The sequence below is a fragment of the Bacillus sp. 7894-2 genome (assembly GCF_002272225.1).
Lineage (GTDB): Bacteria > Bacillota > Bacilli > Bacillales > Cytobacillaceae > Cytobacillus.
In genome coordinates this window covers 18,243-43,525 of record NZ_NPDG01000123.1, presented here as the reverse complement: position 1 = coordinate 43,525, position 25,283 = coordinate 18,243, and the positions used below count along the sequence as shown (strand labels likewise).

The following is a 25,283-nucleotide window of genomic DNA, read 5'->3' as shown; positions in this document are numbered from 1 at the left end:
TAAGTCCCAGTCTCTTATTAAGATGTTTTATTCACTTAGGAGCAAGGATTCAATCTCTTTCAATCCTTTTTGGCGCTCAATCGGATCCCAATATCCCCACGTGGTCTTAAGAGTATGTACGTTTCCGTTCTGAACAGCTTTCAGGCTTTTCCAAACCTCGCCCTGTGTGACAGAATCATAGAACTCTCCACTATTAAAATAAGAAACATCGAGGATATGATCAGGATCATACTTTGCTAATCCTTCAATCGAAATATTCTCACCGAAATCCTCAGGAAGGTTTTCTGCCGGTGTTAGTTTCAAATCATCAAATAATAACGAATTTGTTGCATGGTTTGTACGTCCATATACACGAATATCTTTTTTGTTAATTGCTACTGCCATAAATGTTTCATCGCCCATTTTTTCACTTACGCGGCTGCCGATATCTTCTGCTTCCTTCTCAAGATCCTCAATCACTTTCTTTCCTTCATCAAGCTTTCCTGCAGCTTCGGCAACCTTCAGATGGTCTTCCTTCCAATCACCGCCAACTTCAACAACGACAGTTGGAATAGTTTCAGACAGCTGATCATATAAAGGCTTATAGCGGTCACTGATAATTAACAGGTCCGGATCCAGCTTCAAAATTTCTTCCGAGTTAATTTCATCAGCATAAGGCAGAGCCTTCACACCTTCAAGCTCCTCTGTTAAATGCGGAGGAAACTCATTATCATACGCCATCACGGCATAAGGCTTTACACCAACAGATACAAGCGAACCTTCCCATGATACATGAGATAGAAGAACGATTTTCTTCGGTTCAGCAGGGACTTCTGCTTTTCCGTACAAATGCTCAACGGTTCTTGTTTCCTCTGTTTTCTCCTCTTTCTTCTTTTCAGACGCTTCTGTAGAAGCTTCATCTTCTTTTCCACAGCCAGTTAAAATAAGTAAAAATAACATAAAAACAACGCTCAAAGGAGCAAAAAACTTTTTCATGGATCATTCCTCCAAAGCAATAATGAATTTCATTCTCAATGATAATCATTATCATCATTACTGAACATGGACAATTTTAACTTCCTCCATGAACAAAATGAATTTACGTTATAAAAAAACAGCCGCAAGTCTGCAGCTGCACGTAAATTATTTTCTTCTAATTCCTTAAGCTTTTAGTTTGGCTTTAAGAATGCTTGAAGGAAACTCTTCCAGCATCCTCTTCCTCCCAATCGGACCCCACGGATCCCACTCATGGCTTTCAGGGTAATAAACCTCTCCAGTCCGGACAGCCCGGATTTTATTCCAATCTGAAGTATGGGCAGTTCTCCAAACATCCTTTTCATGACTCCATAAAATGAGAAGCTTGTCAGGGTTCAATTCAGCAATCTCATTCAGGCTTACATTTCGGTAACCACCCGCATGCAGATCTGGATGCGGCTGGAATCCAAGACCTTGAAAAAGAAGTTCGAGAAGGGCATGATTTCCCTTCCCGTAAAGGCGTATTTCTTCCGGCCGGATCCAAATGACAGCCCACCGGCCATTTTTGGTTAATGGACAAAGCTCATCCCGCACTTTGCATTCCATACCGTGAATGTCCTTTTCTATGCATTCGGCACGGCTTTCACAGCCGACCAGCGATGCTATTTCATAGAGATAATGACGCCAGTCCTGCTTCAAAGGCATATGATGGACTTGCTCCTGTTTTGAAAGCAGCACGCTTTGAAGCTGAAATTGATGTAAGGGTGTTTTAATAATGCGGTCAGGATGGGTCAGCAAAATATCATCCGGCTGAAATGGTTTTTCTGCGTTTAACAATTTAGTTCCTTCCAGCTCTTTTTGAAGATAGCTCGGAACCCCGCTGCTCGCAGAATAGACGGTTGGGTAGGACGGAGCTGCAACCGGCTGGATTCCGAGTGAAATAAGGTGGTCCTGCAAAAAAAGCTGACTTACGACAGCGATTCGTTCACTGGCCCTTTTCATAAAAACAGTTGGCGGCATCCCTTCTCTGCTTTTAAAAAGGCGGCTGAAATAAAATTCATCCTGCAGCCCTATTTGCACGGCTACTTCTTTAGCTGTAATTCCTCTATTTTGGAGCAGCAATCTTTTGGCAGTCTTCATTCGTTCTGCATTTAAAAATTCTTTCGGGGTCATACCGGTCCTTTTGCGGAAAGCCCTTGAAAATGTAACAGGGGTCATATTTGCTTTAGCAGCTAATTCCGTAACGGTGAATGGACGGGACAGGCTGTTTCGGATCAGTTCCTCCGCTTCTTCCATTCTGTCTATGTCTGCCGCGTCTGTCAGGATGGATAGCATCTCCCAGAGAAGGGACAGAAATCTGCATTTGGCCGAAATTGATTTTTCCTGCCGGCTTTTCTTCATCTCTTCCCAGAGGGGGGCCATTTTTACAGGGACCTGGTCAGCCAGCGGACGGGTTAACAAGTCTTTCAGCATATCGCCTTCTTTTGGCCAGGAAAGCAAATAAGCAGAAAGCAGAGAAGAAGAAGACGATGTAAGGATTGCTGAATCCGTAAGGAAATAGCTTTTGCCCTCCTCAGCCTTCAATCTCTTGTTCCCGCTTACCAAAGTGCCCTTTCCCGATGATATGTAAAGGATTAAAAAATGACTGCGCTTTACATTTATTCCCTGAGATAGGCCCTCATGCAGGTTGGAGGCTTCAATTTCAAACATATGGCTCTTCAGCAGCATATTTAGACACTCCCTTCTTTTTCCTGAAATATGAATTGACAAATGCTGTGGAAGGATAGTAGATTAATAACGATCTTACAGGACGATAACGATTCTCATTTTCATTTAAAAAAATACATAGAAAAGGACTGATCATCATGGCCAGAACTGCTGCTGACATAAACGAATCCCTGCAGCCTGTTCACTTAAAATCTATTAAATGGGGCCTTATTGGCTTAGTATTTGTTTTCCTTTGCCTGCTCGCTTCAATTGGACTTGGAGCCATATGGATCTCCCCTTCTGTTGTTTGGGACTCTTTTGTCTCTTTTCAAGCCGGCCAAATTGAACACCAGCTGATCAGGGAAGTGCGAATCCCGCGGGCATTGGCTGCTGCCCTAATTGGGGCAGCACTTGCAGTGGCTGGCACTATTATGCAGGGCATCACACGCAATCCGCTTGCCGATCCTTCAATCATCGGCATTACCCATGGAGCCGGACTTGCCATCGCCATTTCGCTTGCATTTGTTTCAAGCGGATCCTACTGGATTCTTCTGATCTGGTCATTTGCAGGCTCTGCAGCCGGCGCCATGCTTGTCCTCTCTTTTTCCATGATTTCAAAAGAGCGGATATCTCCTGTAACCCTGACGCTTGCAGGTGCTGCGTTAAGCACATTATTCAGCGCTCTTTCCACGGGTATCGCCCTATATTTCCAAGTGGCGCAGGACCTGAGCTTCTGGTTTGCCGGAGGACTATCCGGAACCAAATGGCAGCATGTTTTTATACTGCTTCCAGCTGTTATCATTGGGATTCTGCTGTCCCTCTGGATCAGCCGCTCTCTGACTATACTGGCTTTAGGGGAGGAAGTGGCTGAAGGTCTCGGCCAATCTCAGCAGAAAGTCAGGTGGATCGGGCTCATTGCTGTTATTCTGCTATCTGGCGCAGCCGTTTCCATTGCAGGCGCAATCGGCTTTATTGGCCTAGTCGTTCCCCATATAGTCCGGATGATCATCGGATCTGATTACAGATGGCTCATTCCGTTAAGTGCCATTGCAGGCGCCCTTCTCCTCGTACTCGCCGATATAGGGGCACGGATGATCAATCCTCCATTCGAGACACCTGTCAGCGCAGTGACCGCCTTGATTGGCGTTCCGTTTTTCTTATATTTGTCCCGAAGGAAAAGGGGGTATATGTAATGGATTGGAAGCTTGCTTTAAGACAGTCCAAAACCTGGCTGGCAGCCTTTGTCTTTTTAATCATGGCCACCTTTATATTGAGCCTGTCCACTGGCGTGATGCCCATCCGCTTTTCTGAAATATTGAACACGTTAGCCGGCAGCGGCACCCCAAGGCAGGAGCTTGTTTTATTTCAGCTGAGATTGCCGAGAATGGTCATTACCATGCTGATTGGTGCCGGGCTTGCTCTATCAGGCAGCATTCTTCAGGGACTTTCGAGGAACTCCCTCGCGGATCCGGGCATTCTCGGAATTAATGCCGGCGCTGGACTGGCTGTCGTTTTTTCGATCTATCTTTTCGGACAGGAGAAAGGAACCCTGCTCTCTGAACCTTTTTTCCTGCCCGTTTTTGCTTTTATCGGCGCTCTTGCCATAGCAGCTCTGATTTACCGCTTCTCATGGAAAGGCGGAATAGACCCGGAACGGCTTCTCCTTGTCGGTCTCGGATTTAATGCTCTATGTGGTGCTCTTCTCATGATTCTGCAGCTGAAAATGGATCCAAAGGATTTTCAGCAGGCAGCCATTTGGCTGACAGGAAGCATCTGGGGAACCGGGTGGCCTTATGTATGGGCATTGCTTCCATGGATTTTGATTCTTACACCGGCTGCCTTTTATAAAGCAAGGACCATGAATCTTCTTCAGTTTAAGCAGGAAGTTCCGGTTGCTCTTGGCTTAAAAGTGGAGTCCGAACGCCGCTTGCTTCTTTGCCTTTCTGCTGCCCTTGCAGGAGCATGTGTGGCCGTCGGCGGCGGAATCGCCTTTATTGGCCTGCTCGCTCCCCATCTGGCACGGCGGCTGTGCGGACCCAATTACTTCAGCAGTCTGCCATTGTCTGCACTGATCGGAGCAGCTCTGGTGCTCATGGCAGACATGATCGGCAAAAATCTTCTGGCACCAGCCGATATTCCCGTCGGAATCGTCATATCGGTTATCGGTGCACCATACCTGATCTTCATGCTGCTGACCAGGAAAGGTTCCGGGATGAGGGTCTAAATTCAATAAAAATGCCCATTCAACAATCCCTAATGAATGGGCATTTCAGCTTTATTTGATTTCAGCAGGCTCTCTGTATTGTTTTTGCCCCAGCACATGATATACATCCTGACGGCTTTCGATAATAAATTCAGGCTTTGGCTTCCCTCGGTTCGCACGATGGCCAGCAAGATGTACATCGCTTGTTTCCCATGCCTTCCATGCCTCTTCAGATTCCCAGCGGATCATAACAATGATTTCTTCCTCTCCGCTGCGCTGTTTTTTCTTTAATACATTTAAATCTAGAAAACCGGGCTGCTCTTCGATGATTCCTTCTCCGGCAAAGCGCTCAACCATTTTTTCCCCATGGCCCTCTTTAACCATAATTGTCTTTAATTGAATAAACATGCCTATTTCCTCCTCAATCTTTTTTTGTTATTATAATTGATAACGATTTTCATTTTCAACTGTTTTAAAAAATAGATTCATTATTTTGTAAGTTTATAGTATCTTTAGATTAACGAAATTTTACTGAAATTGTGAGGCCGTTATATGTGGAAAAATAAAAATGTGTGGATTCTTTTAACTGGTGAATTTATAGCAGGGGTGGGCCTTTGGCTTGGCATTATAGGAAACCTCGAGTTTATGCAGGAAAGGGTTCCTTCTGATTTCCTGAAATCACTTATTCTTGCATCCGGTCTGCTGGCAGGAATTGCAGTCGGCCCCCTTGCCGGCAGAATTACAGACCAGCTGAATAAAAAAACTGTAATGCTCGGAGCAGGTTTTGTCAGGGCCATCAGTGTTATTTTTATGCTGATTGCTATTCAAACGGGATCTGTGTGGTGGATGGTTCTGTTCCTGGTTATGATTCAATTGTCAGCGGCCTTTTACTTTCCTGCACTGCAGGCAGCCATCCCTCTTGTAGTTGCCGAGAAAGATTTGCTTCAGCTGAATGGTGTGCACATGAATGTGTCCACCCTTTCGAGGATATTGGGTACAGCATTGGCTGGTGTTCTGTTAGTCATTCTGCCATTATCCATGCTTTATATCGGGTCGCTGGTCGCTTACCTGGCTCTGTTCGGATTAACCTGGTTTATGGACTTCGAGGAAAAAAGGGAGCAGCCAGGCCCTGGAAAAGAGTCTGCGAAAAACAACGGAGGATTCAAGGAGGTTTTCCCAATTATTAAAGGCCTCCCCATTGTATTCATGACACTGATTTTAACGCTGGTCCCACTGCTGTTTCTTGGCGGTTTCAACCTGATGGTCATCAATATCAGCGAGCTTCAGGACAGTTCGTCCATTAAAGGGTTAATTTATACTGCCGAAGGAATCGGCTTCATGCTCGGCGCATTTATCGTCAAGCAAATCAGCCAAAAGCGTTCGCCTTATGCTATCTTATTTTTCTTCTCATTTGTCATTGGCGTCTCACAGCTCCTTCTGTACTTTGCGGATGTGCCCGTTCTATCCATTGCGGCCTTCTTTGTATTCGGATTTGCCGTTGGCTGTTTCTTTCCAACTGCAGCCACCATATTTCAAACAAGGGTGCCAAAGGAATTCCACGGAAGATTCTTCTCCTTCCGAAACATGCTCGATCGTGTTATTTTCCAAATTGTGCTCCTGCTGACAGGATTCCTGCTGGATGCCGTTGGACTTCAGATAATGGTCGTGATCTTTGGCATTCTATCCTTAGTCATGACAGCTGCTTTCTTTGTTAAATTCAAGCAAATTCGGACAGAAGTACAAATAAAAGAAGAGATCAGTACGTAAAAAACCGGCTCACATCATGTGGGCCGGTTTTTTACTGCTATTTTGCCTTAATTTCAGGCGTTTTTTTCGGTTTATGTGCGGATAGCCTAATTTTATGTGCGGATAAGGTTTTTTCTGTGCGCATAACCCGGTTTTATGTGCGGATAAAAAAATTTATGTGCGCTTAAGTTTTTTGACCCTAGCGAACCAGCTGCTTCACCAATTCCCGGTTCCGCTTTTTAAAAACATCATTATGTGAAGAAACCATCGCTGCCCCGGCTGCATCAGGTTCAATGTACTGTTTCGCTTTATTTACTGCATTCGCAGCATCCTGGAAGGCTCCCGCAATTAAATGAAGCTTGCCGTCATGCTTAAGAATATCGCCGGCAGCATATAGCCCTTCAACTGTCGTCTCGCTGTTTGCGTTGCCTGCAATATAGAAATCTTCAAGCATTTTTATATTCAGATTGCTATTTTTCAAGAGTTCCGTATCCTGCTCATATCCATGATTAATCACCACTTCATCGATGGCAAGATATGAAACCTCTCCCGTTTCATTATTGGTCAATTCCACCTGTTCAATTTCCTCGTGATTTCCGCCGGCAATTAATTTGGTTATGGACGTACGGTTAATGCAGATCACCGAACTATTCATCAGCTGTGAAACCTGAGCTTCATGGCCAGTTAACGCATCCCGTCTGCAAGTGATGTATACCTGCCTGGCAACAGGCTCCAATTCATTGGCCCAGTCTACTGCGGAATTGCCTCCTCCTGACACAATAACCGTCTTATCCTTGAAATGCGCAAGAGACTTGACTGTGTAATTTAAATTGGAGACCTCAAAACGCTCTGCGCCTTCAATTTTCAGCTTTTGCGGCTTTAGAATACCGCTGCCAACGGCCACAATCACTGTTTTTGAAAGATGCTCTTCCCCTGAAGACCCTTTCAAAACAAAAAATCCTTCTTCATTCTTGCTGATGGATTCCACCTTTTCATTTAGCACAACCGTCGGATTAAAGGTCAGCCCCTGCTCGACCAGCTGTTCAATCAGCTTTGCTCCCGGAGTAGGAGTCAACCCGCCGACATCCCAAATCATTTTCTCGGGATACACATGGATCTTTCCGCCCAGCTGCGGCTGAAATTCAATCAGTTTCGTTTTCATTTCCCTTAAACCGCTGTAAAAAGTGGAGTAAAGTCCAGCCGGGCCTCCTCCAATAACCGTTACATCATAGATCTCCATCTGCTTCATTCCCGTTCACTCCTATAACCAATTATTATTGATTATCATTCTCACTTCAACTATACGTCCTTTCTTCTTCTTTTACAATGAATTTTTTTCTTTGGTGTTTTCCTATATATTCTATTGACAGAAAAAACAGATAGACTTATAGTAAAATAGAACCGACACTGATAATCATTATCACTTATTTAAAATATATTCTCACATAAACGGAGGTTACATAATGGTCCGTCTATATACAGATGGCTTGAACATTGGGTATAGCGAACGACTAATTGTAAAAGATCTCAGCGTCCAGATTCCCGATAAGAAAATCACAACAATTATTGGTCCAAATGGCTGTGGGAAATCAACCCTTTTAAAAGCCATTACCAGGATCATTTCCCATCAATCAGGCACTGTCATCTTAGATGGGGAGAACATTTCAAAGGAAAATACGAAAATCCTTGCCAGGAAGATGGCAATCCTGCCTCAAACACCTGAAAGTGCAAGCGGTTTAACAGTAGGCGAGCTCGTCTCATATGGACGCTTCCCTTATCAAAAGGGATTCGGAAGATTGACGAAAAAGGATTATGAAGTCATCGACTGGGCTCTTGAAGTGACAGGCACCAAAGAATTTAAATTCCGCCCTGTTGACGCTCTGTCAGGCGGCCAGCGCCAGAGAGTGTGGATCGCCATGGCACTTGCACAGGAAACCGATATCATTTTCCTTGATGAACCAACCACCTATTTAGATATGGCACATCAGCTTGAAGTTCTCGAACTTCTTCAAAAGCTGAACGAGGAACAGGAGCGCACCATCGTAATGGTCCTCCATGATTTAAACCAGGCAGCCCGTTTTGCCGATCATATCGTCGCACTAAAAGATGGTGAGATTGTTAAATCAGGAAGCTATGAAGAAGTCATTACACAGGATGTTTTAAGGAAGGTGTTCAATATTGATGCAGTCATTGGACGCGATCCCCGCACAAACAAACCAATGTGTATAACTTATAATTTACTAAAAGGAGAAAATCAACATGAAGAAACTTTTGATCCCATTTACGATCTTGCTGCTTCTGCTAATTAGCGCCTGCGGCAATACAGAAGAAAAAGATACAAGCTCGTCTGAACCAAAGGAAGATAAAAAATCCGGTACGATCACTTATGAATCTGAAACTGGACCGGTTGAGGTTCCAGCTGATCCTAAGAGAGTTGTCCTCCTTTCAGGCTTCACAGGAAATGTTATGCAATTAGGCGTAAATATCGTTGGAGTGGATACATGGTCTAAAAATAATCCTCGTTTTGAAGAACAATTGAAGGATGCTGAAGAAGTATCTGAAGATAACCTTGAAAAAATAATTGAACTGGAACCAGACTTGATTATTGCCTTATCTACTGTTAAAAACTACGATAAACTTAAGGAAATTGCACCAACTGTAACGTATACATGGGGTAAATTAGATTACCTTTCTCAGCATGAGGAAATCGGCAAGCTGCTTAATAAAGAAGAAGAAGCAAAGAAATGGGTAGCTGACTTCAAACAGCGCGCTGAAGCAGCCGGGGAAGACATTCGTGCAAAAATTGGCGAAGATGCAACCGTTTCTGTATTTGAAATCTTTGACAAACAGCTTTATGTTTTTGGCGATAACTGGGCTCGCGGAACTGAAATCCTCTATCAGGCAATGGACTTAAAAATGCCTGAAAAGGTTAAGGAAATGGCCTTAAAAGATGGCTACTATGCCATTTCAGCTGAAGTGCTTCCGGAATATGCAGGAGATTATATTGTTATTAGCAAATACTCTGATGCAGATCATTCATTCCAGGAAACCGATACGTACAAAAATATTCCTGCTGTGAAAAATAATCGTGTCTTTGAAATGGAAGGCAATGGCGCTTCCTTCAGTGATCCAATCACACTTGATGCGCAGCTGGAGTTCTTTAAAGAATCATTTTTAGGCAACTAATACGGCAGGAGGGATTCTTAATTTTTAGGAATTCCTCTTTCCTATTTAAAAAGACAGTTCCCCAATGGCAAAATAAACCCGAAGAAAGATGGAAGTATAATGACTAAAGAAGCTCAACCCTTCATTCCATTTATATATAAACTTGCAGCAGGCTTCATCCTTTTTGCCGGCATGTTTGTAGCTGCCTGTGTGTTTGGGGCAGCCGATGTTACGGTCAGAGACGTTTGGCTTGCACTAACCTCCAATGCTTCCGGAGAAAAAATCTCCATCATTCGTGAAATACGTCTGCCCCGAGAAATTGCGGCCATTTTTGTCGGAGCAGCACTTAGCATCTCTGGCGCCATCATGCAGGGAATGACAAGAAATCCTCTTGCTGATCCAGGCCTTCTCGGATTGACGGCCGGAGCAAATGCTGCACTTGCCATAACGCTTGTTCTTATCCCTTCAGCAAACTACATTGGAATTCTGGTCGCCTGTTTCATCGGTGCGGCTATCGGTGCAGGGATGGTTTTCGGCATTGGCGCCATGAAAAAAGGAGGCTTTTCTCCGATTCGAATCGTTTTAGCCGGAGCCGCGGTTTCTGCCTTCCTTTTTGCAATAGCTGAAGGGACTGGCATCTATTTTAAGATTTCAAAAGATGTCAGCCTGTGGACAGCAGGCGGGCTCGTCGGCACATCCTGGACCCAGCTGCAAATAATTGTCCCGGTTATCTCAGCAGGCATACTCGTATCCCTTTTTCTGTCCAAGCAGCTTACGATACTAAGCTTAAATGAAGAAGTGGCTGTAGGCTTGGGACAAAATACAACTCAGATTAAAGTCATCCTGTTTATCTTAGTCACCATGCTTGCAGGGGCAGCTGTTGCACTGGTCGGCAATATGGCATTTATCGGATTGATGGTGCCTCATATCGTCCGTGCTTTAGTCGGAACAGATTATCGTTTTATTCTTCCCATGTCAGCTCTCACAGGAGCATCATTTATGCTTCTTGCCGATACACTCGGGAGAACTATCAATGCTCCTTACGAAACTCCTGTTGCGGCCATCATTGCCGTAATGGGGCTGCCTTTCTTCCTGTTCATTGTTCATAAAGGGGGTAAGGCGTTCTCATGATTCAGACGCAATTAGTTAAAAAACAGCGAATTTTAATGGCAGTTTTATCAGTACTTATTATTGTTACCATTGTTATAGGAATGGGATTAGGCTATGCCTCCCTTACCTATGACCGGTTAATCCCGACCTTCCTGGGACAGGGAACTTTTAAAGAGGAGTTTGTGTTATTTTCCATACGGCTGCCGAGGGTATTTATCACAGTGTTAGCCGGCATGGCACTGGCACTATCCGGTGCGATTTTACAGGGAATTACACGCAATGACCTGGCGGACCCAGGCATCATCGGCATAAATTCAGGTGCAGGGGTTGCGATCGCCGTTTTCTTTCTGTTCGTCCCTATTGAAGCAGGCACTTTCATTTACATGCTGCCGTTATGCGCATTTTTCGGCGCTTTGCTTACCGCTATCCTCATCTATGCTTTTTCCTATAAAAAAGACGAGGGGCTTCAGCCAGTAAAAATGGTTCTTGTCGGAGTCGGGTTTTCCATGGCGTTATCAGGTGTAATGATTGTCCTGATTTCCTCAGCTGAAAGAGAGAAAGTTGATTTCATAGCAAAATGGCTATCAGGGAATATCTGGGGAACGGATTGGCCTTTCATCTGGGCACTCCTCCCCTGGCTGCTGGTGCTTATTCCATTTACTTTATATAAGGCAAATCGTTTGAATCTATTAAGCTTAAGTGAACCTGTCGCCATCGGTATAGGAGTATCCATTGAAAAAGAAAGAATCATTCTTCTGCTTACAGCCGTTGCATTGGCAGCTTCAGCTGTGTCTGTAACCGGCGGAATTGCCTTTATTGGCTTAATTGCTCCGCACATGGCTAAAGCGCTTGTCGGACCTCGTAATCAGCTTTTCATTCCGATCGCTATTCTTTTAGGAGGCTGGCTTCTATTATTTGCCGACACGCTCGGCCGGAACCTGGCAGATCCTGATGGCCTGCCAGCCGGAATAATGGTTGCGATTATCGGAGCTCCATATTTTATGTATCTATTATTAAAGAAATAAAATAAGAAATGACGTGCCGGGCTGCACGTCATTTTTTTCATTATTTATGTTTTTTTCTGAAATTCCTGGGCAAATATATATAGTCTCGTTATTTAACAGTTTAATAGAATTGGAGGAATTTAGATGTTTTTTCATGTAAAGGAATTGCAATTTGAAGCAAAGCCGGAACGTCCGGATCCCGTTTTTGCGAAAAAGCTGCAAGAACTGATTGGCGGGCAATATGGTGAAATGACCGTTGCCATGCAATACATGTTTCAGGGCTGGGCCACTCGCGGAAATGAAAAATATCGTGATCTTCTCCTCGATATTGGAACTGAGGAAATTGGACATGTGGAAATGCTCGCGACAATGGTTGCCAGACTGATGGACGATGCCCCAATTAATCAGCAGGAAGAAGCAGCGAAGGATCCAGTCGTTGGCGCAATCATGGGAGGAATGAATCCCCAGCATGCCATTGTCTCCGGACTTGGTGCCCGTCCGACTGACAGTGTAGGGAACCCTTGGATGGGTACTTATATTACAGCCAGCGGAAACTTATTAGCAGATTTCCGTTCAAACTTAAATGCAGAGTCGCAGGGCCGGGTGCAGGCTGCACGCCTCTATGAAATGACAGATGATAAGGGCATTAAAGATCTGCTTTCCGTCCTGATTGCCAGAGACGCCTACCACCAAAACCAATGGGCTGCAGCAATAGCTGAGCTTGAGGAAAAAGAAGGCCTTCTTGTCCCGAGCACCTTCCCGCGGGAAAATGAACGCACAGATATCTCTTACACACTCTACAACCTGTCAGCAGGCGAAGAAAGCAGTACTGGCAGATGGGCACAGGGCCCTGCACTTGATGGCCAGGGAGAATACAAATATGTAAGCAATCCGAAGCCGGAAGGAGACAAGCCAATGCTTAAGCCTGCACCTCCAAATCTTCATAACACATTGCCAATGGATTAAAATACATTCAAAACAGGCTGATGCATTCAGCCTGTTTTATTCTTTCAATCAAACGTTTGATTGAATTTTACCGGTTTTCCTCTTTAATATCTATGCTCTCCATTGACTTCCTTCAGATTTTTTATATGATAAAACCATCTCACCTTAAATCATGAATGGAATAATAAATCTAAATTTTATTTTCCTTACATTCACTCTGAACATTAAGGTTATCCTCACTATTAAAAGGGAATGAAAATAAGTGATTCACCCGCTGGAAAGGATCTAGTTTGCATGATTTATTTTTTTACCGCAGTGTTTATTATATTTATCATTTACGCAGTTCTGCCCACTGTGCTCATACGATTGCTGAATTGGGGAATTGTAAAAGGTATAACGAAACCAAATTCCATTGCTTTAACATTCGATGATGGTCCTGATCCCCAGTATACTGCGAGGCTCCTGGATGTCTTAAAAAAGCATGATGCAAAGGCAGCCTTTTTTGTTGTCGGGGAAAAAGCAGCCAAGCATCCACTGCTGCTAAAAAGAATGCAGGAGGAAGGGCATACAATTGGCATCCATCATTACCAGCATATCTCAAGCTGGATCCTTTCACCGGGATCATTAAAAAAACAGCTGGAGCAAACAAAACAAATTATTGAAGAAACAATTAATGAAGACGTCTATTTCTACCGTCCGCCATGGGGCCACTTCAATTTATTCACACTTTGGATCGCAAGGAATTATAAGATTATTATGTGGTCGGGGATTTTCAAAGATTGGAAGATCAAGCATATAAGGAACACCCTTTCCGAGTCGCTGGCAAAAGAAACCGTGCCTGGCCGTATTTTTCTTCTCCACGACAGCGGTGAAACTCATGGCGCCGACTCCAGTGCACCTGAACATATGATTAGCCATCTGGACGAGTATTTGCAGCAGGCAGCACTAAAAGGAATACGGTTTATTTCTTTAAAAGAAGAATATCAGGGGCATCGGTCATGAGTACTGAAACAATTATAGAATTTATTTCGTCATACGGGTATTGGATCATCTTTTTATTTTTATTTTTCGGGATAGTCGGCATTCCCGCTCCGGAAGAATCGCTACTATTTCTGATTGGCGTGCTAATTGGAAATCACAGATTAAGCTTTGCCGAATCTGCAGTGTGCGCTGAAGCAGGTGTGCTGCTCGGAATGCTTTCAGCCTATTGGATCGGTAAAAAAGCAGGTACTCCCTTTCTCAAAAAATATGGAAGATATATTGGGATCACAGAAAAAAGATGGAATACCGCACAGAAAAAATACATGGAAAATCATCGCTTTATGATATTTGCGGGTTTTTATATGCCGGGAATACGTCAGATTAGCCCTTACTTTGCCGGTATTTCAAATGTTCCTTTTCATCAGTATCTTCTATTTTCTGCGGCAGGCTCCTTGAGCTGGGTTCTCCCTATAATTGCTGCGGGATACTTTGCAGGAAGCTTTTTTGATATTAAACCTGAATACGTGCCATACCTAGGGGTTTTATTATTAGCTGTATTCGTAATCTACATGCTCTTTAAGTATGCCAAAAACAAACTCAAGTGACAGAAAGGAGGGTATTATGAAAGTTCTCCTGCTCCCATTATTTCAATTCCCCACGGGACACTCAAAAGTTGCCAAAACACTTCAGGACCATATTGAGAGCCAATATCCTGATGCGGAAATCAAAACAGTCGATTTTCTTTCCTATTGCAGTGATAAGCTCGAAAAGCTGGTCTCAGGCATATATTTAAAAGGATTCCTTGGTGCCCCTTTCCTTTACAGGGCCTTATATTACACCATTATGTATAAACAGCATCCCTTTAAATTGCAGCCTGATTTACAGGTTCTATCCTATTATTTTGAAAGAAAAATGCAGAAGTTTCTTGATGAAGAAAATCCTGATTTAATATTTTGCACTCATTCTTTTCCATCCGGGATCATCAGTTCACTAAAGCAAAAGGGACGATACCGGGACATAACTGCGGTGAATGTTTATACGGATTTTTTTATAAATGATATATGGGGAAAACGGGGAATTGACTTTCATTTCGTTCCTCATAATGAGGCAAAGGAAAAGCTTATAAAAAAACACCATATTCCGGATGATCATATTTTTGTTACGGGCATTCCGGTTCATTCTGCCTATCACCTCCCGGTTCCGTTTAAGAAAGATGACCGGATACGCCATATCCTGGTTGCAGGAGGAAACAGCGGCTTAGTAAACTGTAACTTTATCGAATCTATACAAAAGGTTCCGCATATTCGATTTCTGATCCTGTGCGGAAATAACGAGGAATTGTATAGCTCACTCAAAGCACTTGATTCAAAGCAGATCGAGCCCATTGGATATATTGAAAACCCAAATGAAATGAACCAGCTGTATAATAAAGCGGATGCTATTTTGACCAAACCAGGCGGAGTTACAATTAGTGAAGCACTGAAAAAGAAACTTCCGATTCTGGTCCATACCTCACTTCCGGGACAAGAGGAAATCAATTTGGACTATTTGCTTGAAAAAAATCTGGTGACTGTCATTTACGACAGGCAAATTACTGAACAGCTTAATAACGAAGAAGCTATACTTAGTCTAAGAAAACACATTGATTCTTATCTGGAAAAAATCACTTGCCCATTGGACTATGCCATCTTCATTTCAATTAAAAGCACTGGCAGAAGAACGCCGGACACTGTTCATTCCCTGAGAGCCGTTCCAACTATCAAGTAAACCTTCAGGTCATTAACATATATAAACAGCCTGGAATCCCAGGCTGTCTTACATTTTCAATCAAACGTTTGATTGATCAATCCTTCTTCATAAAGAATATCCTCAATACCTGGGCCATTGCCCTGATCAGCTATCTCTTCCTCACAGCCAACTGAAAAATAGGTATACGAATAGTCATATCCATCTCCCTGTACACCACCTGCTCCGCCATGTGAAATACAGCTGTCCGGTATAGGTTCACGCTTTCCCTTGTCATCCACATAATAGTACAAGTCTTCAATATACCCTTCACTCTGGGGTAAAGAGGTAATGGCATATCCCCTGTCATTCACCCGAAATACATCATACTCCCCTTCTGTCTCAGGCGCAGGAGCATTCTCTATTTCATGAACAATCCTCACCTGACCAGCATACTCTTTTGGAATCAGATAAAGGTCATGTGTTTTTTCTTCCAGATCTGCTTGCTGCAGCATCCAAAAGAACCCTGCCGGCAGCAGGCAAGCGATGAGAAAACCGGCTGTATTTAAGGTAATTCTCCTGCCTCCTGGCATCTCACGGTCCCACTTTCGCCACTCGTCAACTAGAAAGAAAAGAACCGCTGCAATTACTGCATAATAAGCAAACCCTTTCATAATAAAATAAGTCACAGCAGCTAAAAAGGTATGAAAAAGTGCAGATGCCGGGAATCGCCATATTGCCAGATTTCTGGTTAGAAACTCAGAAAGCAATGAAACCGGAATGCCGTATATAACATTTCCGAATAAACAGTACAAAAAAACCACGATCAGGAAAAAAGAAAACAGTTCCCCTTCTGAAAAGAAAAAGAGAAGCCAAAATCTAAAGGTAAAAAGAATGGAAGCCTGCAGAGCCGTTTTTATTTTTGATCCCAGCATTGAACTAAATTCCCTCCTCTTACATTGTGATTATTTTCACATATATGCTAGCATACAAACAAGGCAATTCCCATACTCCCTATATAAATTTGCGCAGAAGGAATGTGGGGAGGCCTGCTCCCTTACCTGACAGAACCGGCCTCAATGACTTCTATTGCCCATTCAACTCCTTCTTCTGCCATTTTTTCCGAAGGGTTCGTGTGTGGTGTATATTCCATGACAAAAAACACATCCTCACATTTCTTTGCCAGAAAATCCATCAGTTTCTTTATTTTATGATGACGGCCATCATTCTCATGAGATGGATGCACAGGGACCCAGATATATTTGTCTCCCTGGTATTCAACATTATGTAAATGAACAACTCTCACAAACTCGGCCCATTTTCCTATATAATTTATGGCCCTGTCGTCCGTGGCTAATATATAATCTCCGATATCAACACAGAGGCTGAGGCCATATTTCTTCCATGTCTCTACAGGAAAACTGTCAAGATAATCGATTCCTGCTGGCGATTGCCTGAATCCTAATTTTGGTTCACACACGATCATAATCCCATATTTTTTCTGAAGAGCACTGAGTTTCTTGAGTCCCTCCTCAATGATCTCTGCCGGATTCCCACTTGCTTCCTTTTTAAAATAAGGAAAGTGCACCAATATGTATTCAGCACCAAGCCGGGACATTCTTTCCACTTCCTCCTCAAACTGGATCCAGGCTTCCTCTGGATTCATACTGACCTTTTCCAGAAGATCGTATTTGCTTTGTCCCCGGAAAAGAGGCGAATGAAGACCAAAGCTTTTGTTTGTTTTGCCCAGCAATTCAATAAAGCATTGAAAGGATTCCTCATCTTGAAATTCCCCTATCTCAATATGCGGCAAATAACGTTTAAAAAGTTTATGAAACAGCTTGCTGTCTGACAAAATGACGCTTCCTGATACCCCTATTTTATGAACCATTATATCCCCTCTCTTATGAATGGTTATAACAATCTTATCACACCTTCATGTAACTTATTGGGAAATAATACCGTCTATTCAGTAAAATAGGTGAGGTGTACTTATGGTTAAAAAGGTATTTACTTCAATAATTTGAGTAGTGTTATTATTCATTCTTTTTTTCGGAGTGGTATCATTCTGGATTCCATCGGCATTCATTTCGGAAATCCTTTTGCAAAGAAGCTGGAGGTGCCCTCTGATTACTCACAGGCCGATTCAAACCAGAACGGCATTGCTGATCCGATTGATATGGTCCTGACAGCCAGAAAAGAAGTAGAACAGCGCACGCCATATAAAAGTGCCTACTATGCGGGAGGCTATCCGCCCGATGACGAAGGTGTCTGTACAGACGTGATTTGGAGAGGATTCCAGGGGGCTGATGTAACCATAAAGGATCTTATTGATCAGGATATCGCCGAAAATACGGACTTGTATTCAAGAGTCCAGGGCAAGCCTGATCCGAACATTGATTTCAGAAGGGTGCCAAACCAGAATATCTTTTTTAGCCGGTTCGCAAAGTCATTAACAACAGAGCTGATTCCAGGAGATGTTAAGAACCTTCAGCAATGGCAGCCGGGTGATATTGTGGTTTTCCTTTCTCCTAAATTCGACCATGTGGCTTTCATATCTGACAAACGGACTAAAGAAGGCATTCCATACGTAATACATAACTCCACCCCATTTGCAGCAGAAGTAAAACTATCTTCTTTTAAGACTCCCATTACCGCTCACTACAGATGGGATTTTGAAAAAACGCCTGCACTGCCATAAGCAGATGCAGGCATTTTTCTTATTAAATAAGAAAGTATAAAATTTTGAACTTCGATAACTCTCTAGCGCAAGCAGCCTGCCCCTCAAGGTGTCGGGGGTGAGCGAGCCGCTTACGCTTTTTTATCTGACTGCTGCCGGATTGCCCGCCGGCCACTCTTCGCAGGTATAAGCCATCTCCCAGAAACCAAGCTCCAGCTGGCAGCTCTTTCGGAAAGCATCCTTCATTCGCTGCCTTTCCTCCGGTGATGCCGCTTCAGCAAGCTCATCCAAACGGTTTCTCATATTCATGGTCACAGCTTCGACCCTTAGATTTGCATAAAAAGAGATCCACGGATAAAACGGATGGTTCTCATCTGGAACATATTGCTTCATGAGCTCAAGCCCAATCTCCCAATATGTCCATGGACAAGGCAATAATGCAGCGAGGATTTCACCCATGCCGCCTGTGTGGGCATGATACATCATATGCTTTACATAATGATCGGCTGTCGGCGGAAGCGGATATCCCTGCAATGCTTCGTAATCCACCCCAATCTGCTGGCAAAAATTATGGTGGGGGTGTACTTCGCTGTTCAATACAAATTCTATTTGCTGGTTAAAGTATGCAATATCCTTACGCTCAGCTGACTTTGAAATCGCAATCCCATAAATATGCATGAACGCATTCAAATACTCAAAGTCCGCTTTAATGTAATGAGCAAGCGCCTCTTTCGGCACATCCCCTCTCCCGATCCCCTGGACAAATGGATGCTCAAATATCAGCTGAAATAAATCTTCATTTTCCTTGCGCAGAATTTCTGAAAAAGTCATAAAAAATAGCCTCCTTAATTAAATACAGAAGCTGCCGGGGAAAAAGCATGAGGATATAAAATGAGGTCCTCACTGCTTCCCTGCGCTGGCATTATCCAGATCAGGTTCCAAGGGACCAAGGAAAAGCTCCTTATCTCAGCCGTAGCGCCCCTAGCAGTTTTCTAACATTCTAATTGTTTTTTACCGATTTTCTAACTTGGTGTTTTTCTCTCATAAATTTTGGATTTCGCCCATAACTTTTGAAAATCGCTCATAAAGCCTGATTGTTATGCTGCTCTCCCTTACTCTGCTAACCTATCTTACTTCTCCAGCCCAAAATCATCACATATTCTGAACCAAATTCTTCTCTTTAACCTTCGCTAACACCAACCAGCCTATTGCCGCACCGGCAATGCTGCTGACCAGAAACGGCGGCACAAAGAAGAATGCACCATTTGCACTGCCCATGAGAAATTTTGCGTACGGAACAGCAAACAATGCTCCGATTATACCGGTGCCCAAAACCTCGCCAGCGGCAGCCCATATTTTCCGGCCGAATTTCAAATAAAGGACACCAGCCAAAAACGCACCGATCATTCCGCCCGGAAACGCAAGCAGCGTCCCGAATCCAAGCATATTACGCAGCAAAGCAATCATAAAAGCAACGGCAGCTGCCGGCAGGGGTCCAAGAGTCACCGCTGCCAATACATTTACCGCATGCTGAATCGGATAGGCCTTGGCTATACCTGATGGAAACCAGAGCAAATGGGATCCCAGTGTCCCAATCGCCGTAAATAGTGCCATCGTAGTCAACAATCGGGTTCTGTTCATCTAAACCTCCTTTCTAAAAGGGCAGCCTGATTGCTTATCTGGATGAGAAGTATGTATACAAAAAAGCCGGATCCCCACAAAGGACCCGGCTTGGTTTAAGTATATGAATCGACATACTGTCAAATCCTACTTCCCTCCGCTGGCATTAACCAGATCAGGTCCATAAGAGTCGGAAAGCTATAAGCGCTTTCCTCTCAGCCCGCACATTCGGGGCACCCCTAGTAGTTACATAGATATTTAATTTGATAAGCTGTTTCAAGCTTAACAAATTATTCCCGCACTGTCATCATTCTTTTAGATTATATACTTTTTTTGATGCACTGGATTAAGCGCTCTTCAATTTCTGCAGCGAAGATTTGAACAGATTCGTCATTGATTAGCTCAATCATACTTGTCGGCTTAGGTATCCCAATTTTCGTTTTGCCCTTGTCTTCATAGACGACAATTTTACAAGGCAGGAAGTAGCCGGCCATTTTATTCTGTGTTAAAACGCGATGTGCTTCATTCGGATTACATACCTCTAACACATGGAATGCCTCGTTATATTCCAAGCCTTTTTCCTGCAGCTTCTCCTGAACATTAAACTGCCATAGAACTCCGAACTTTTCGTCCTTCAGACTTCCTTCCAGTGAGGATATCGCATCTTCAATTGATTTTTCGGTTTCAGCTGTGTAATCGAACATGACTGCATCTCCTTTAGTATGGCATATTAATTATGTACCCCTACAGGTATACCATTAAACACAGTCTCAACTGTCAACAACCCAGGATTTTTTTAAGAAAGTTTTATCGAATTAACCGCAGACCAGCAATATCCTTTAAACTCCCCACCCCCGCAAGAGAGAGGGACACTTTTGTTTCTTCTATAAAGTTGGCAAGCACTTTTTCAACTCCTTCCTGCCCGCCAATGGCCAAGCCGTACACATACGGCCGCCCCAGACAAACGGCGTCAGCTCCCAGTGCCAGAGCTTTAACCACATCTGAGCCTCGGCGAATGCCGCTGTCAAACAATACTGGAATCCTTCCTTTAACTTCCTTCGCAATCGGTTCAAGCGCATCAATCGCCGCAATCACTCCATCAAGCTGTCTGCCGCCATGATTGGAGACAATGATTCCGTCTATCCCTCTTTCAACTGCCAATCTGGCATCCTCAGGGTGGAGAATGCCCTTTAATAAAATGGGCAGGCTGGTTTTCTCTTTTAATCTGGCAATATGTTCCCAGCTTAATGTTGGATGATGAATATTATCAAGGATTCCCTGTACGACATCACCGTCCTGGAGAGAAGCCATAAAGACTGGATCGCTTTCATAGTTTGCTTTACCATAGCCAAGCTTTAACGGGGAAAAATTGTTTCTTAAATCGGCTTCCCTCCATCCCATCATCACCGTATCAACCGTTAACACAATTGCCTCATACCCCGCTTCCTCCGCACGGCGAACCATACTGAAAGATGCTTCTTCATAATTGGACCAATATAATTGGAACCATTTTGGACTCGAGCCTGTTGCCTTTGCGATTTCTTCAATGGAATAACCGGATACTGTGCTCTGGATAAAAGGAACTCCAAACGAAGCTGCTGCCCGTGCAGACGCCAGCTCTCCCTCATTATGTTCAAGCCGCTGCATCCCAATCGGTGCCAGGAAAACCGGGTAAGGATATGTTTTTCCAAATAATTTCACACTTATATCCGGCACTGAAACATCTCTCAGCATCCTCGGTACTATTGAGTATTTTGCAAAGGATTCGATATTCTTTTTCAGCGTTTCTTCCCCGCCGGCTCCTGATTGAACATAGCCAAATCCGCCTGCTCCCATTACTTTCTCTGCTTCTTCTTCCAGTTCCTTAAATGAAATAGGAAAGTTTTCTGCGAAACTAATATTCTCTACTTTTGCCATCACCCAGCCCGCCTTTTTTTGAATTTATTGAAAATAATATCACTTTTTTAGATTTTAAGAAACTATATAACAATTTTGGGGCCTCTTCTCTGCAAATTAGCAGGGATTTCACAAAAAATCGGGAATAACCATTTTAACTTAAAGAAATTGGAGTGTAGCATATGCTAATCAAACAGCCTTTTGATGAATTTCTGAAATTCCATTACGAAAGAATCAGTGATAGCAAAATGAAAGTCACTTTGCCCATCCAGCCGCTCTTTATTAACAGCGCCGGACTGGTGCATGGAGGGATCATTTCCACTCTTGCGGATGTAGCAATGGGGAATATTTTCGAGCCAGATGAAAATCAGAAGCAGTCTGTGGTGACCGCTGACTTGAAGGTCAGTTTCTTAAAGGGGGCGACAGGGGAATATCTAGTTGCCGATGCTCACCTTGTTAAAAGAGGACGGACACTCAGCCACACAGATTGCCTGATTTATAACGATCAGAATCAGGTGGTTGCCAAAGCATCCGGAATTTTCGCATCTATTTAGAGTGTTTAATCCTATCGTTGCCTGAATAGTTTCTCTGACAGCGATAGGAGGAACCATTTAGAGCTTACGGAAAATCCTAATAGCTTCTTTTCTTCTTTTATAAAAGTGAAAAACACTGTAAAATACTCCTATCGCCATTGAAACTACCAATAAAAGCTGTAAGCCAGATAAAGATAGTGCATTGGCGAATGAAAGAGAGTAAGCCAGCAGCAAGGAAGTTGCTATTTTGGATATAGAAGCAATCCCCAGGAACTTTTTAAATGAAACACCACCCATTCCTGCCCCAACACAAATGATCTCATCCGGCAATAACGGAATAACAAACAGCAGTACTAGTATGGAGTTTTCATTTCTCTCCATGTATTTTTGGTATTTGTCCAGATGCCGCTCCTTTATAAACCTCGATACAAGCTTTAATCCCCCTATCCTTGCAGTCCAGAACATAACAATAATCCCCAAAAGTGTACCTGTGAATCCAAGAAAGGCAGCGGCAGCAGGACCGAAAACAGCACTTCCTGCAGGCAGTGTGACGGCTTCAGGAAGCGGCAAAAGGATGGGCTGTAAAAAGCAAACCAGGAAAAATATGAGCTTTCCTTCCGCTTCATATTCCCTCAGTATACTCTCGAGCCCATAGGCATCAGTAAGAACGAGTATCTTGGTTAAATAAAAGGTAATAAAAACGATTAACAGCAGACTGAACATATAAATCAGTGCCAGTCTGCTGTATTTCAACCGGGATAACCTGCCTGCAGAAATAAAGTAAACATCCATCACTAATATGGCAGCCATGCCTGTAATATTAACCCATTTATAAGCAGGCAAAAGTGTCGGCATAAAATTAAACAATATATACAATGATATTAAAATGATAAGCCCATGCAAACTAACTTCCAATTTTTCATTCATACATTTTCCCCTTCTTGCTTTTCTTACCTATAGTTTAAAAAGAAATACAAGAAGGATTAAGCTCCCTCAGCATTAAAATAATCTAAGGCCAGAGACTTAGTTAAGAAAAGCGCAAGCGCCTTGTTCATGAAGGAACGCAGACTAAGATCGCCACGTCCTGTGGCAACGTCTGCATGACCCGCATCCTCCCAAAAGCTATCGCTTTCGGTCGTGCGATGTTTATGCTGACGAGGCCTTCCTTGTCCTGCGGGCCTCAAGCACAAGACGAGCCTTACGGAAAGGCGTCCTTTGCCTTTTTGGGAGGATCGGCTTGTGACCTCGAGGGGGTAGGCTCTGGAGATAAGACAATTATCGACGTTCAAAATTTTATACTTTCTTACCTTAGAAAAAAAGCAGGGATTATCCTGCTTTTTCTAATACTCTATCTCATCATAATCCTTAGGCTGCGGAACCGGCTGATCCCCCTTATATTTTCCAAACTCATTGACAAGCTCCCTCTCCTCTTTTGGACCTTGTGTCTGTTTCTTTTTTTGCTCATCTTTTCTAGACAACTCATTCGCTCCTTCCTTATGGTTCTTTAAATTAATATGTACTCATTACTTTTATTTCACGCATAACTTAGAAGGATTTTTCCTGAACTCTGTAAAATAGATAAAAAAAGAACAATTAGATGATAAATATAAGGAGATTCCCATGGTAAAATTAGAGCCTTTTACAGAAGAAGACTTCGATTTGCTCATCAGCTGGATCAGCACACCGGAATTAATGATTCAGTGGAGCGGTGCTCATTTCGAATTCCCGCTTGATCATGTGCAGCTTGCTAAGTATATAAGCTCTGCGAATCTGGATACCAGCTCGGATTATATATTCAAAGTTATGGCAAACGATGAAATCGTCGGTCATATTTCCCTAGGCAGAGTAGACCGTGTCAACGAAACTGCGAGGGTTGGCAAAGTTTTCATCCGCCCTGAAGCACGGGGGAAAGGGTATGCTTCAGAAATGATTCATCAAATCCTGAACTTAGCCTTCCAGAAGCTGAAATTAAATAGAATCAGTCTCGGAGTTTTCGATTTTAATTTGCCTGCTATTAAGATCTACAAGCAAGCAGGTTTCCAAAAAGAAGGGCTTCTCAGGCAGACCAATAAAGTTAAAAATGATTATTGGAGCTTAATAGAAATGGGCATCCTGAAAGAAGAATGGCAAGCTAGCTCCGGGCTCATGGGTATTCAATCAAACGTTTGATTGAAAGTGCTCATTAAAAAACAGGGCGGATAACCTCCGCCCTGCTTGATCAGCTTGCTTTTTCCTCTGCTGGCACTTCCTGTACTTCCTTGGAAAGAAACCATCCAGCTAATGCTATTCCAATTAAGACTACGTAGAAAGTAGCTTTCCATTCCGTCGACTTGGCAAATCCTTCAGGCAGGATCGCCAGCGCCGGATGGGACATTGTGTAGACAGCCAGTTTGACACCAACCCAGCCGACAATACCAAATGCTGCAACCTCAAGTCCAGGTCTCCTGTGAAGCAGATCCACAAATAGGTTAGCAGCAAAACGCATAATGATCAATCCGATCATACCGCCTGCAAAGATGACAAAGAACTTTCCGCCGTCAAGTCCGCCTACATGGCCAAGTCCTGAATCCGGAAGAGCCACAGCCAAGGCGACTGCTGCCAGAATAGAGTCTACAGCGAAAGCAATATCAGCAAGCTCTACTTTAAAAACCGTAAGCCAAAAGCCTGATTTCTTTTTTGATTTTGTAATCTCTGCTTCTTCCTCGCCTTTTTTCACAAGAAACTTTCTTAATATATGATTGGCCGCGATGAACAGAAGATACAGTGCTCCGATCGCTTGAACCTGCCATACGTCAACTAAATAAGAAATTGCAAATAACGATCCAAAGCGGAAAACAAACGCTCCAGCCAACCCGTAGAATAAAGCCTTCTTCCTCTGCTCCTCCGGAAGATGCTTAACCATAATCGCCAGGACCAGCGCGTTATCAGCAGCCAATAAACCCTCCAGCGCCACAAGCAGCAGCAGCACCCATCCATACTCAAGTATTAGTGATAATTCCATCTAAGCACCCTCC

27 protein-coding genes and 2 riboswitches are annotated in these 25,283 nt (G+C 43.4%); of the genes, 14 read left to right on the top strand and 13 right to left on the bottom strand.

Translation table 11 applies throughout. The features are described from left to right. Positions 1–27 precede the first annotated feature (27 nt). Positions 28–975 carry an ABC transporter substrate-binding protein gene (locus tag CHI10_RS17615; protein ID WP_095245513.1) on the bottom strand — a complete coding sequence of 316 codons (948 nt, stop codon included), beginning with the start codon at positions 973–975 and terminating at the stop codon, positions 28–30. 165 nt (positions 976–1,140) lie between these two features. After that, positions 1,141–2,682: an AraC family transcriptional regulator gene (locus tag CHI10_RS17610; RefSeq protein ID WP_286137457.1), complete on the bottom strand. Its 1,542-nt coding sequence runs from the start codon at positions 2,680–2,682 to the stop codon at positions 1,141–1,143. Positions 2,683–2,819: 137 nt separating this feature from the next. On the opposite strand from CHI10_RS17610, the gene CHI10_RS17605 reads away from it, so the two are divergent. Then, positions 2,820–3,854, top strand: coding sequence for a FecCD family ABC transporter permease (locus tag CHI10_RS17605; RefSeq protein WP_095245512.1), 1,035 nt, complete (start codon positions 2,820–2,822; stop codon positions 3,852–3,854). Then, positions 3,854–4,885: a FecCD family ABC transporter permease gene (locus CHI10_RS17600; protein ID WP_095245511.1), complete on the top strand. Its 1,032-nt coding sequence runs from the start codon at positions 3,854–3,856 to the stop codon at positions 4,883–4,885. Before CHI10_RS17605 ends, CHI10_RS17600 begins: the two co-directional genes overlap by 1 nt. Before the next feature lie 51 nt (positions 4,886–4,936). Here CHI10_RS17600 and CHI10_RS17595 read toward each other — a convergent pair whose 3' ends face one another. Continuing rightward, on the bottom strand, positions 4,937–5,272 hold the full coding sequence (locus tag CHI10_RS17595; RefSeq protein WP_061793028.1) for an antibiotic biosynthesis monooxygenase family protein: 336 nt from the start codon (positions 5,270–5,272) through the stop codon (positions 4,937–4,939). A gap of 144 nt (positions 5,273–5,416) precedes the next feature. Here CHI10_RS17595 and CHI10_RS17590 point away from each other — a divergent pair, with 144 nt between their 5' ends. After that, on the top strand, positions 5,417–6,631 hold the full coding sequence (locus CHI10_RS17590) for an MFS transporter (protein WP_095245510.1): 1,215 nt from the start codon (positions 5,417–5,419) through the stop codon (positions 6,629–6,631). A 178-nt stretch (positions 6,632–6,809) separates the two neighbouring features. Here CHI10_RS17590 and CHI10_RS17585 read toward each other — a convergent pair whose 3' ends face one another. Beyond that, positions 6,810–7,859 carry an NAD(P)/FAD-dependent oxidoreductase gene (locus CHI10_RS17585; RefSeq protein ID WP_095245509.1) on the bottom strand — a complete coding sequence of 350 codons (1,050 nt, stop codon included), beginning with the start codon at positions 7,857–7,859 and terminating at the stop codon, positions 6,810–6,812. A 214-nt stretch (positions 7,860–8,073) separates the two neighbouring features. Between CHI10_RS17585 and CHI10_RS17580 the strand changes: the two genes are divergently transcribed. The 8 genes from CHI10_RS17580 to CHI10_RS17545 all read left to right on the top strand — a co-directional run bounded on the left by CHI10_RS17580 (position 8,074) and on the right by CHI10_RS17545 (position 15,582). After that, complete coding sequence (locus tag CHI10_RS17580; protein WP_095245508.1) at positions 8,074–8,919, top strand: ABC transporter ATP-binding protein; 846 nt, start codon at positions 8,074–8,076, stop codon at positions 8,917–8,919. Beyond that, positions 8,870–9,796, top strand: coding sequence for an iron-hydroxamate ABC transporter substrate-binding protein (locus CHI10_RS17575; RefSeq protein ID WP_095245507.1), 927 nt, complete (start codon positions 8,870–8,872; stop codon positions 9,794–9,796). Before CHI10_RS17580 ends, CHI10_RS17575 begins: the two co-directional genes overlap by 50 nt. Before the next feature lie 99 nt (positions 9,797–9,895). Further along, entirely contained in the window at positions 9,896–10,906 is a 1,011-nt protein-coding gene (locus CHI10_RS17570; RefSeq protein ID WP_095245506.1) for a FecCD family ABC transporter permease, read from the top strand. After that, positions 10,903–11,910 (top strand): FecCD family ABC transporter permease, encoded by a 1,008-nt coding sequence (locus CHI10_RS17565; RefSeq protein WP_095245505.1) that lies wholly within the window; start codon positions 10,903–10,905, stop codon positions 11,908–11,910. The genes CHI10_RS17570 and CHI10_RS17565 overlap by 4 nt, the downstream gene beginning before the upstream one ends. A gap of 123 nt (positions 11,911–12,033) precedes the next feature. Next, positions 12,034–12,855, top strand: coding sequence for a manganese catalase (locus tag CHI10_RS17560; protein WP_095245504.1), 822 nt, complete (start codon positions 12,034–12,036; stop codon positions 12,853–12,855). 273 nt (positions 12,856–13,128) lie between these two features. Then, a complete protein-coding gene (locus CHI10_RS17555; protein ID WP_095245503.1) occupies positions 13,129–13,836 on the top strand; it encodes a polysaccharide deacetylase family protein in 708 nt (235 codons plus the stop codon). Further along, positions 13,833–14,420, top strand: a complete 588-nt coding sequence (locus CHI10_RS17550; protein WP_095245502.1) for a DedA family protein — start codon at positions 13,833–13,835, stop codon at positions 14,418–14,420. Before CHI10_RS17555 ends, CHI10_RS17550 begins: the two co-directional genes overlap by 4 nt. A gap of 16 nt (positions 14,421–14,436) precedes the next feature. After that, on the top strand, positions 14,437–15,582 hold the full coding sequence (locus tag CHI10_RS17545; RefSeq protein ID WP_095245501.1) for an MGDG synthase family glycosyltransferase: 1,146 nt from the start codon (positions 14,437–14,439) through the stop codon (positions 15,580–15,582). Between the two features lie 56 nt (positions 15,583–15,638). Here the strand turns inward: CHI10_RS17545 and CHI10_RS17540 are convergent, their stop codons facing one another. Further along, positions 15,639–16,475 (bottom strand): DUF6843 domain-containing protein, encoded by an 837-nt coding sequence (locus CHI10_RS17540; RefSeq protein WP_095245500.1) that lies wholly within the window; start codon positions 16,473–16,475, stop codon positions 15,639–15,641. Between the two features lie 122 nt (positions 16,476–16,597). Then, complete coding sequence (locus CHI10_RS17535) at positions 16,598–17,431, bottom strand: TIM barrel protein (RefSeq protein ID WP_095245499.1); 834 nt, start codon at positions 17,429–17,431, stop codon at positions 16,598–16,600. 132 nt (positions 17,432–17,563) lie between these two features. Here CHI10_RS17535 and CHI10_RS17530 point away from each other — a divergent pair, with 132 nt between their 5' ends. After that, positions 17,564–18,241, top strand: a complete 678-nt coding sequence (locus CHI10_RS17530) for a DUF1287 domain-containing protein (RefSeq protein WP_286137456.1) — start codon at positions 17,564–17,566, stop codon at positions 18,239–18,241. A gap of 120 nt (positions 18,242–18,361) precedes the next feature. Here the strand turns inward: CHI10_RS17530 and tenA are convergent, their stop codons facing one another. The 4 genes from tenA to CHI10_RS17510 all read right to left on the bottom strand — a co-directional run bounded on the left by tenA (position 18,362) and on the right by CHI10_RS17510 (position 21,757). Then, positions 18,362–19,051: a thiaminase II gene (tenA, locus tag CHI10_RS17525; RefSeq protein WP_095245498.1), complete on the bottom strand. Its 690-nt coding sequence runs from the start codon at positions 19,049–19,051 to the stop codon at positions 18,362–18,364. Positions 19,052–19,111: 60 nt separating this feature from the next. Then, positions 19,112–19,213, bottom strand: a riboswitch (TPP riboswitch). 159 nt (positions 19,214–19,372) lie between these two features. Then, positions 19,373–19,861 carry an energy coupling factor transporter S component ThiW gene (gene thiW / locus CHI10_RS17520; protein WP_095245497.1) on the bottom strand — a complete coding sequence of 163 codons (489 nt, stop codon included), beginning with the start codon at positions 19,859–19,861 and terminating at the stop codon, positions 19,373–19,375. A gap of 114 nt (positions 19,862–19,975) precedes the next feature. Next, positions 19,976–20,091: riboswitch (TPP riboswitch) on the bottom strand. Positions 20,092–20,160: 69 nt separating this feature from the next. After that, a complete protein-coding gene (locus CHI10_RS17515; RefSeq protein WP_095245496.1) occupies positions 20,161–20,544 on the bottom strand; it encodes a DUF302 domain-containing protein in 384 nt (127 codons plus the stop codon). A gap of 103 nt (positions 20,545–20,647) precedes the next feature. Continuing rightward, positions 20,648–21,757, bottom strand: a complete 1,110-nt coding sequence (locus CHI10_RS17510) for an alpha-hydroxy-acid oxidizing protein (protein ID WP_095245495.1) — start codon at positions 21,755–21,757, stop codon at positions 20,648–20,650. A gap of 161 nt (positions 21,758–21,918) precedes the next feature. Here CHI10_RS17510 and CHI10_RS17505 point away from each other — a divergent pair, with 161 nt between their 5' ends. Beyond that, positions 21,919–22,290, top strand: a complete 372-nt coding sequence (locus tag CHI10_RS17505) for a PaaI family thioesterase (RefSeq protein ID WP_095245494.1) — start codon at positions 21,919–21,921, stop codon at positions 22,288–22,290. A 57-nt stretch (positions 22,291–22,347) separates the two neighbouring features. On the opposite strand, the gene CHI10_RS17500 is transcribed toward CHI10_RS17505, so the two are convergent. Next, positions 22,348–23,196, bottom strand: a complete 849-nt coding sequence (locus tag CHI10_RS17500; RefSeq protein ID WP_095245493.1) for a TVP38/TMEM64 family protein — start codon at positions 23,194–23,196, stop codon at positions 22,348–22,350. A 413-nt stretch (positions 23,197–23,609) separates the two neighbouring features. Beyond that, a complete protein-coding gene (locus tag CHI10_RS22465) occupies positions 23,610–23,747 on the bottom strand; it encodes a hypothetical protein (RefSeq protein ID WP_179289075.1) in 138 nt (45 codons plus the stop codon). Between the two features lie 142 nt (positions 23,748–23,889). Here CHI10_RS22465 and CHI10_RS17495 point away from each other — a divergent pair, with 142 nt between their 5' ends. After that, positions 23,890–24,438, top strand: a complete 549-nt coding sequence (locus CHI10_RS17495) for a GNAT family N-acetyltransferase (RefSeq protein WP_095245492.1) — start codon at positions 23,890–23,892, stop codon at positions 24,436–24,438. Between the two features lie 49 nt (positions 24,439–24,487). On the opposite strand, the gene CHI10_RS17490 is transcribed toward CHI10_RS17495, so the two are convergent. Then, on the bottom strand, positions 24,488–25,270 hold the full coding sequence (locus CHI10_RS17490) for a TerC family protein (protein ID WP_095245491.1): 783 nt from the start codon (positions 25,268–25,270) through the stop codon (positions 24,488–24,490). Positions 25,271–25,283 lie beyond the last annotated feature (13 nt).

Bases quoted from the DNA above. Each gene is read 5' to 3' on its own strand.
- CHI10_RS17615 (WP_095245513.1), bottom strand. From the start codon at position 975: ATGAAAAAGTTTTTTGCTCCTTTGAGCGTTGTTTTTATGTTATTTTTA.
- CHI10_RS17610 (WP_286137457.1), bottom strand. From the start codon at position 2,682: ATGCTGCTGAAGAGCCATATGTTTGAAATTGAAGCCTCCAACCTGCAT.
- CHI10_RS17605 (WP_095245512.1), top strand. From the start codon at position 2,820: ATGGCCAGAACTGCTGCTGACATAAACGAATCCCTGCAGCCTGTTCAC.
- CHI10_RS17600 (WP_095245511.1), top strand. From the start codon at position 3,854: ATGGATTGGAAGCTTGCTTTAAGACAGTCCAAAACCTGGCTGGCAGCC.
- CHI10_RS17595 (WP_061793028.1), bottom strand. From the start codon at position 5,272: ATGTTTATTCAATTAAAGACAATTATGGTTAAAGAGGGCCATGGGGAA.
- CHI10_RS17590 (WP_095245510.1), top strand. From the start codon at position 5,417: ATGTGGAAAAATAAAAATGTGTGGATTCTTTTAACTGGTGAATTTATA.
- CHI10_RS17585 (WP_095245509.1), bottom strand. From the start codon at position 7,859: ATGAAGCAGATGGAGATCTATGATGTAACGGTTATTGGAGGAGGCCCG.
- CHI10_RS17580 (WP_095245508.1), top strand. From the start codon at position 8,074: ATGGTCCGTCTATATACAGATGGCTTGAACATTGGGTATAGCGAACGA.
- CHI10_RS17575 (WP_095245507.1), top strand. From the start codon at position 8,870: ATGAAGAAACTTTTGATCCCATTTACGATCTTGCTGCTTCTGCTAATT.
- CHI10_RS17570 (WP_095245506.1), top strand. From the start codon at position 9,896: ATGACTAAAGAAGCTCAACCCTTCATTCCATTTATATATAAACTTGCA.
- CHI10_RS17565 (WP_095245505.1), top strand. From the start codon at position 10,903: ATGATTCAGACGCAATTAGTTAAAAAACAGCGAATTTTAATGGCAGTT.
- CHI10_RS17560 (WP_095245504.1), top strand. From the start codon at position 12,034: ATGTTTTTTCATGTAAAGGAATTGCAATTTGAAGCAAAGCCGGAACGT.
- CHI10_RS17555 (WP_095245503.1), top strand. From the start codon at position 13,129: ATGATTTATTTTTTTACCGCAGTGTTTATTATATTTATCATTTACGCA.
- CHI10_RS17550 (WP_095245502.1), top strand. From the start codon at position 13,833: ATGAGTACTGAAACAATTATAGAATTTATTTCGTCATACGGGTATTGG.
- CHI10_RS17545 (WP_095245501.1), top strand. From the start codon at position 14,437: ATGAAAGTTCTCCTGCTCCCATTATTTCAATTCCCCACGGGACACTCA.
- CHI10_RS17540 (WP_095245500.1), bottom strand. From the start codon at position 16,475: ATGCTGGGATCAAAAATAAAAACGGCTCTGCAGGCTTCCATTCTTTTT.
- CHI10_RS17535 (WP_095245499.1), bottom strand. From the start codon at position 17,431: ATGGTTCATAAAATAGGGGTATCAGGAAGCGTCATTTTGTCAGACAGC.
- tenA (WP_095245498.1), bottom strand. From the start codon at position 19,051: ATGACTTTTTCAGAAATTCTGCGCAAGGAAAATGAAGATTTATTTCAG.
- thiW (WP_095245497.1), bottom strand. From the start codon at position 19,861: ATGAACAGAACCCGATTGTTGACTACGATGGCACTATTTACGGCGATT.
- CHI10_RS17515 (WP_095245496.1), bottom strand. From the start codon at position 20,544: ATGTTCGATTACACAGCTGAAACCGAAAAATCAATTGAAGATGCGATA.
- CHI10_RS17510 (WP_095245495.1), bottom strand. From the start codon at position 21,757: ATGGCAAAAGTAGAGAATATTAGTTTCGCAGAAAACTTTCCTATTTCA.
- CHI10_RS17505 (WP_095245494.1), top strand. From the start codon at position 21,919: ATGCTAATCAAACAGCCTTTTGATGAATTTCTGAAATTCCATTACGAA.
- CHI10_RS17500 (WP_095245493.1), bottom strand. From the start codon at position 23,196: ATGAATGAAAAATTGGAAGTTAGTTTGCATGGGCTTATCATTTTAATA.
- CHI10_RS17495 (WP_095245492.1), top strand. From the start codon at position 23,890: ATGGTAAAATTAGAGCCTTTTACAGAAGAAGACTTCGATTTGCTCATC.
- CHI10_RS17490 (WP_095245491.1), bottom strand. From the start codon at position 25,270: ATGGAATTATCACTAATACTTGAGTATGGATGGGTGCTGCTGCTGCTT.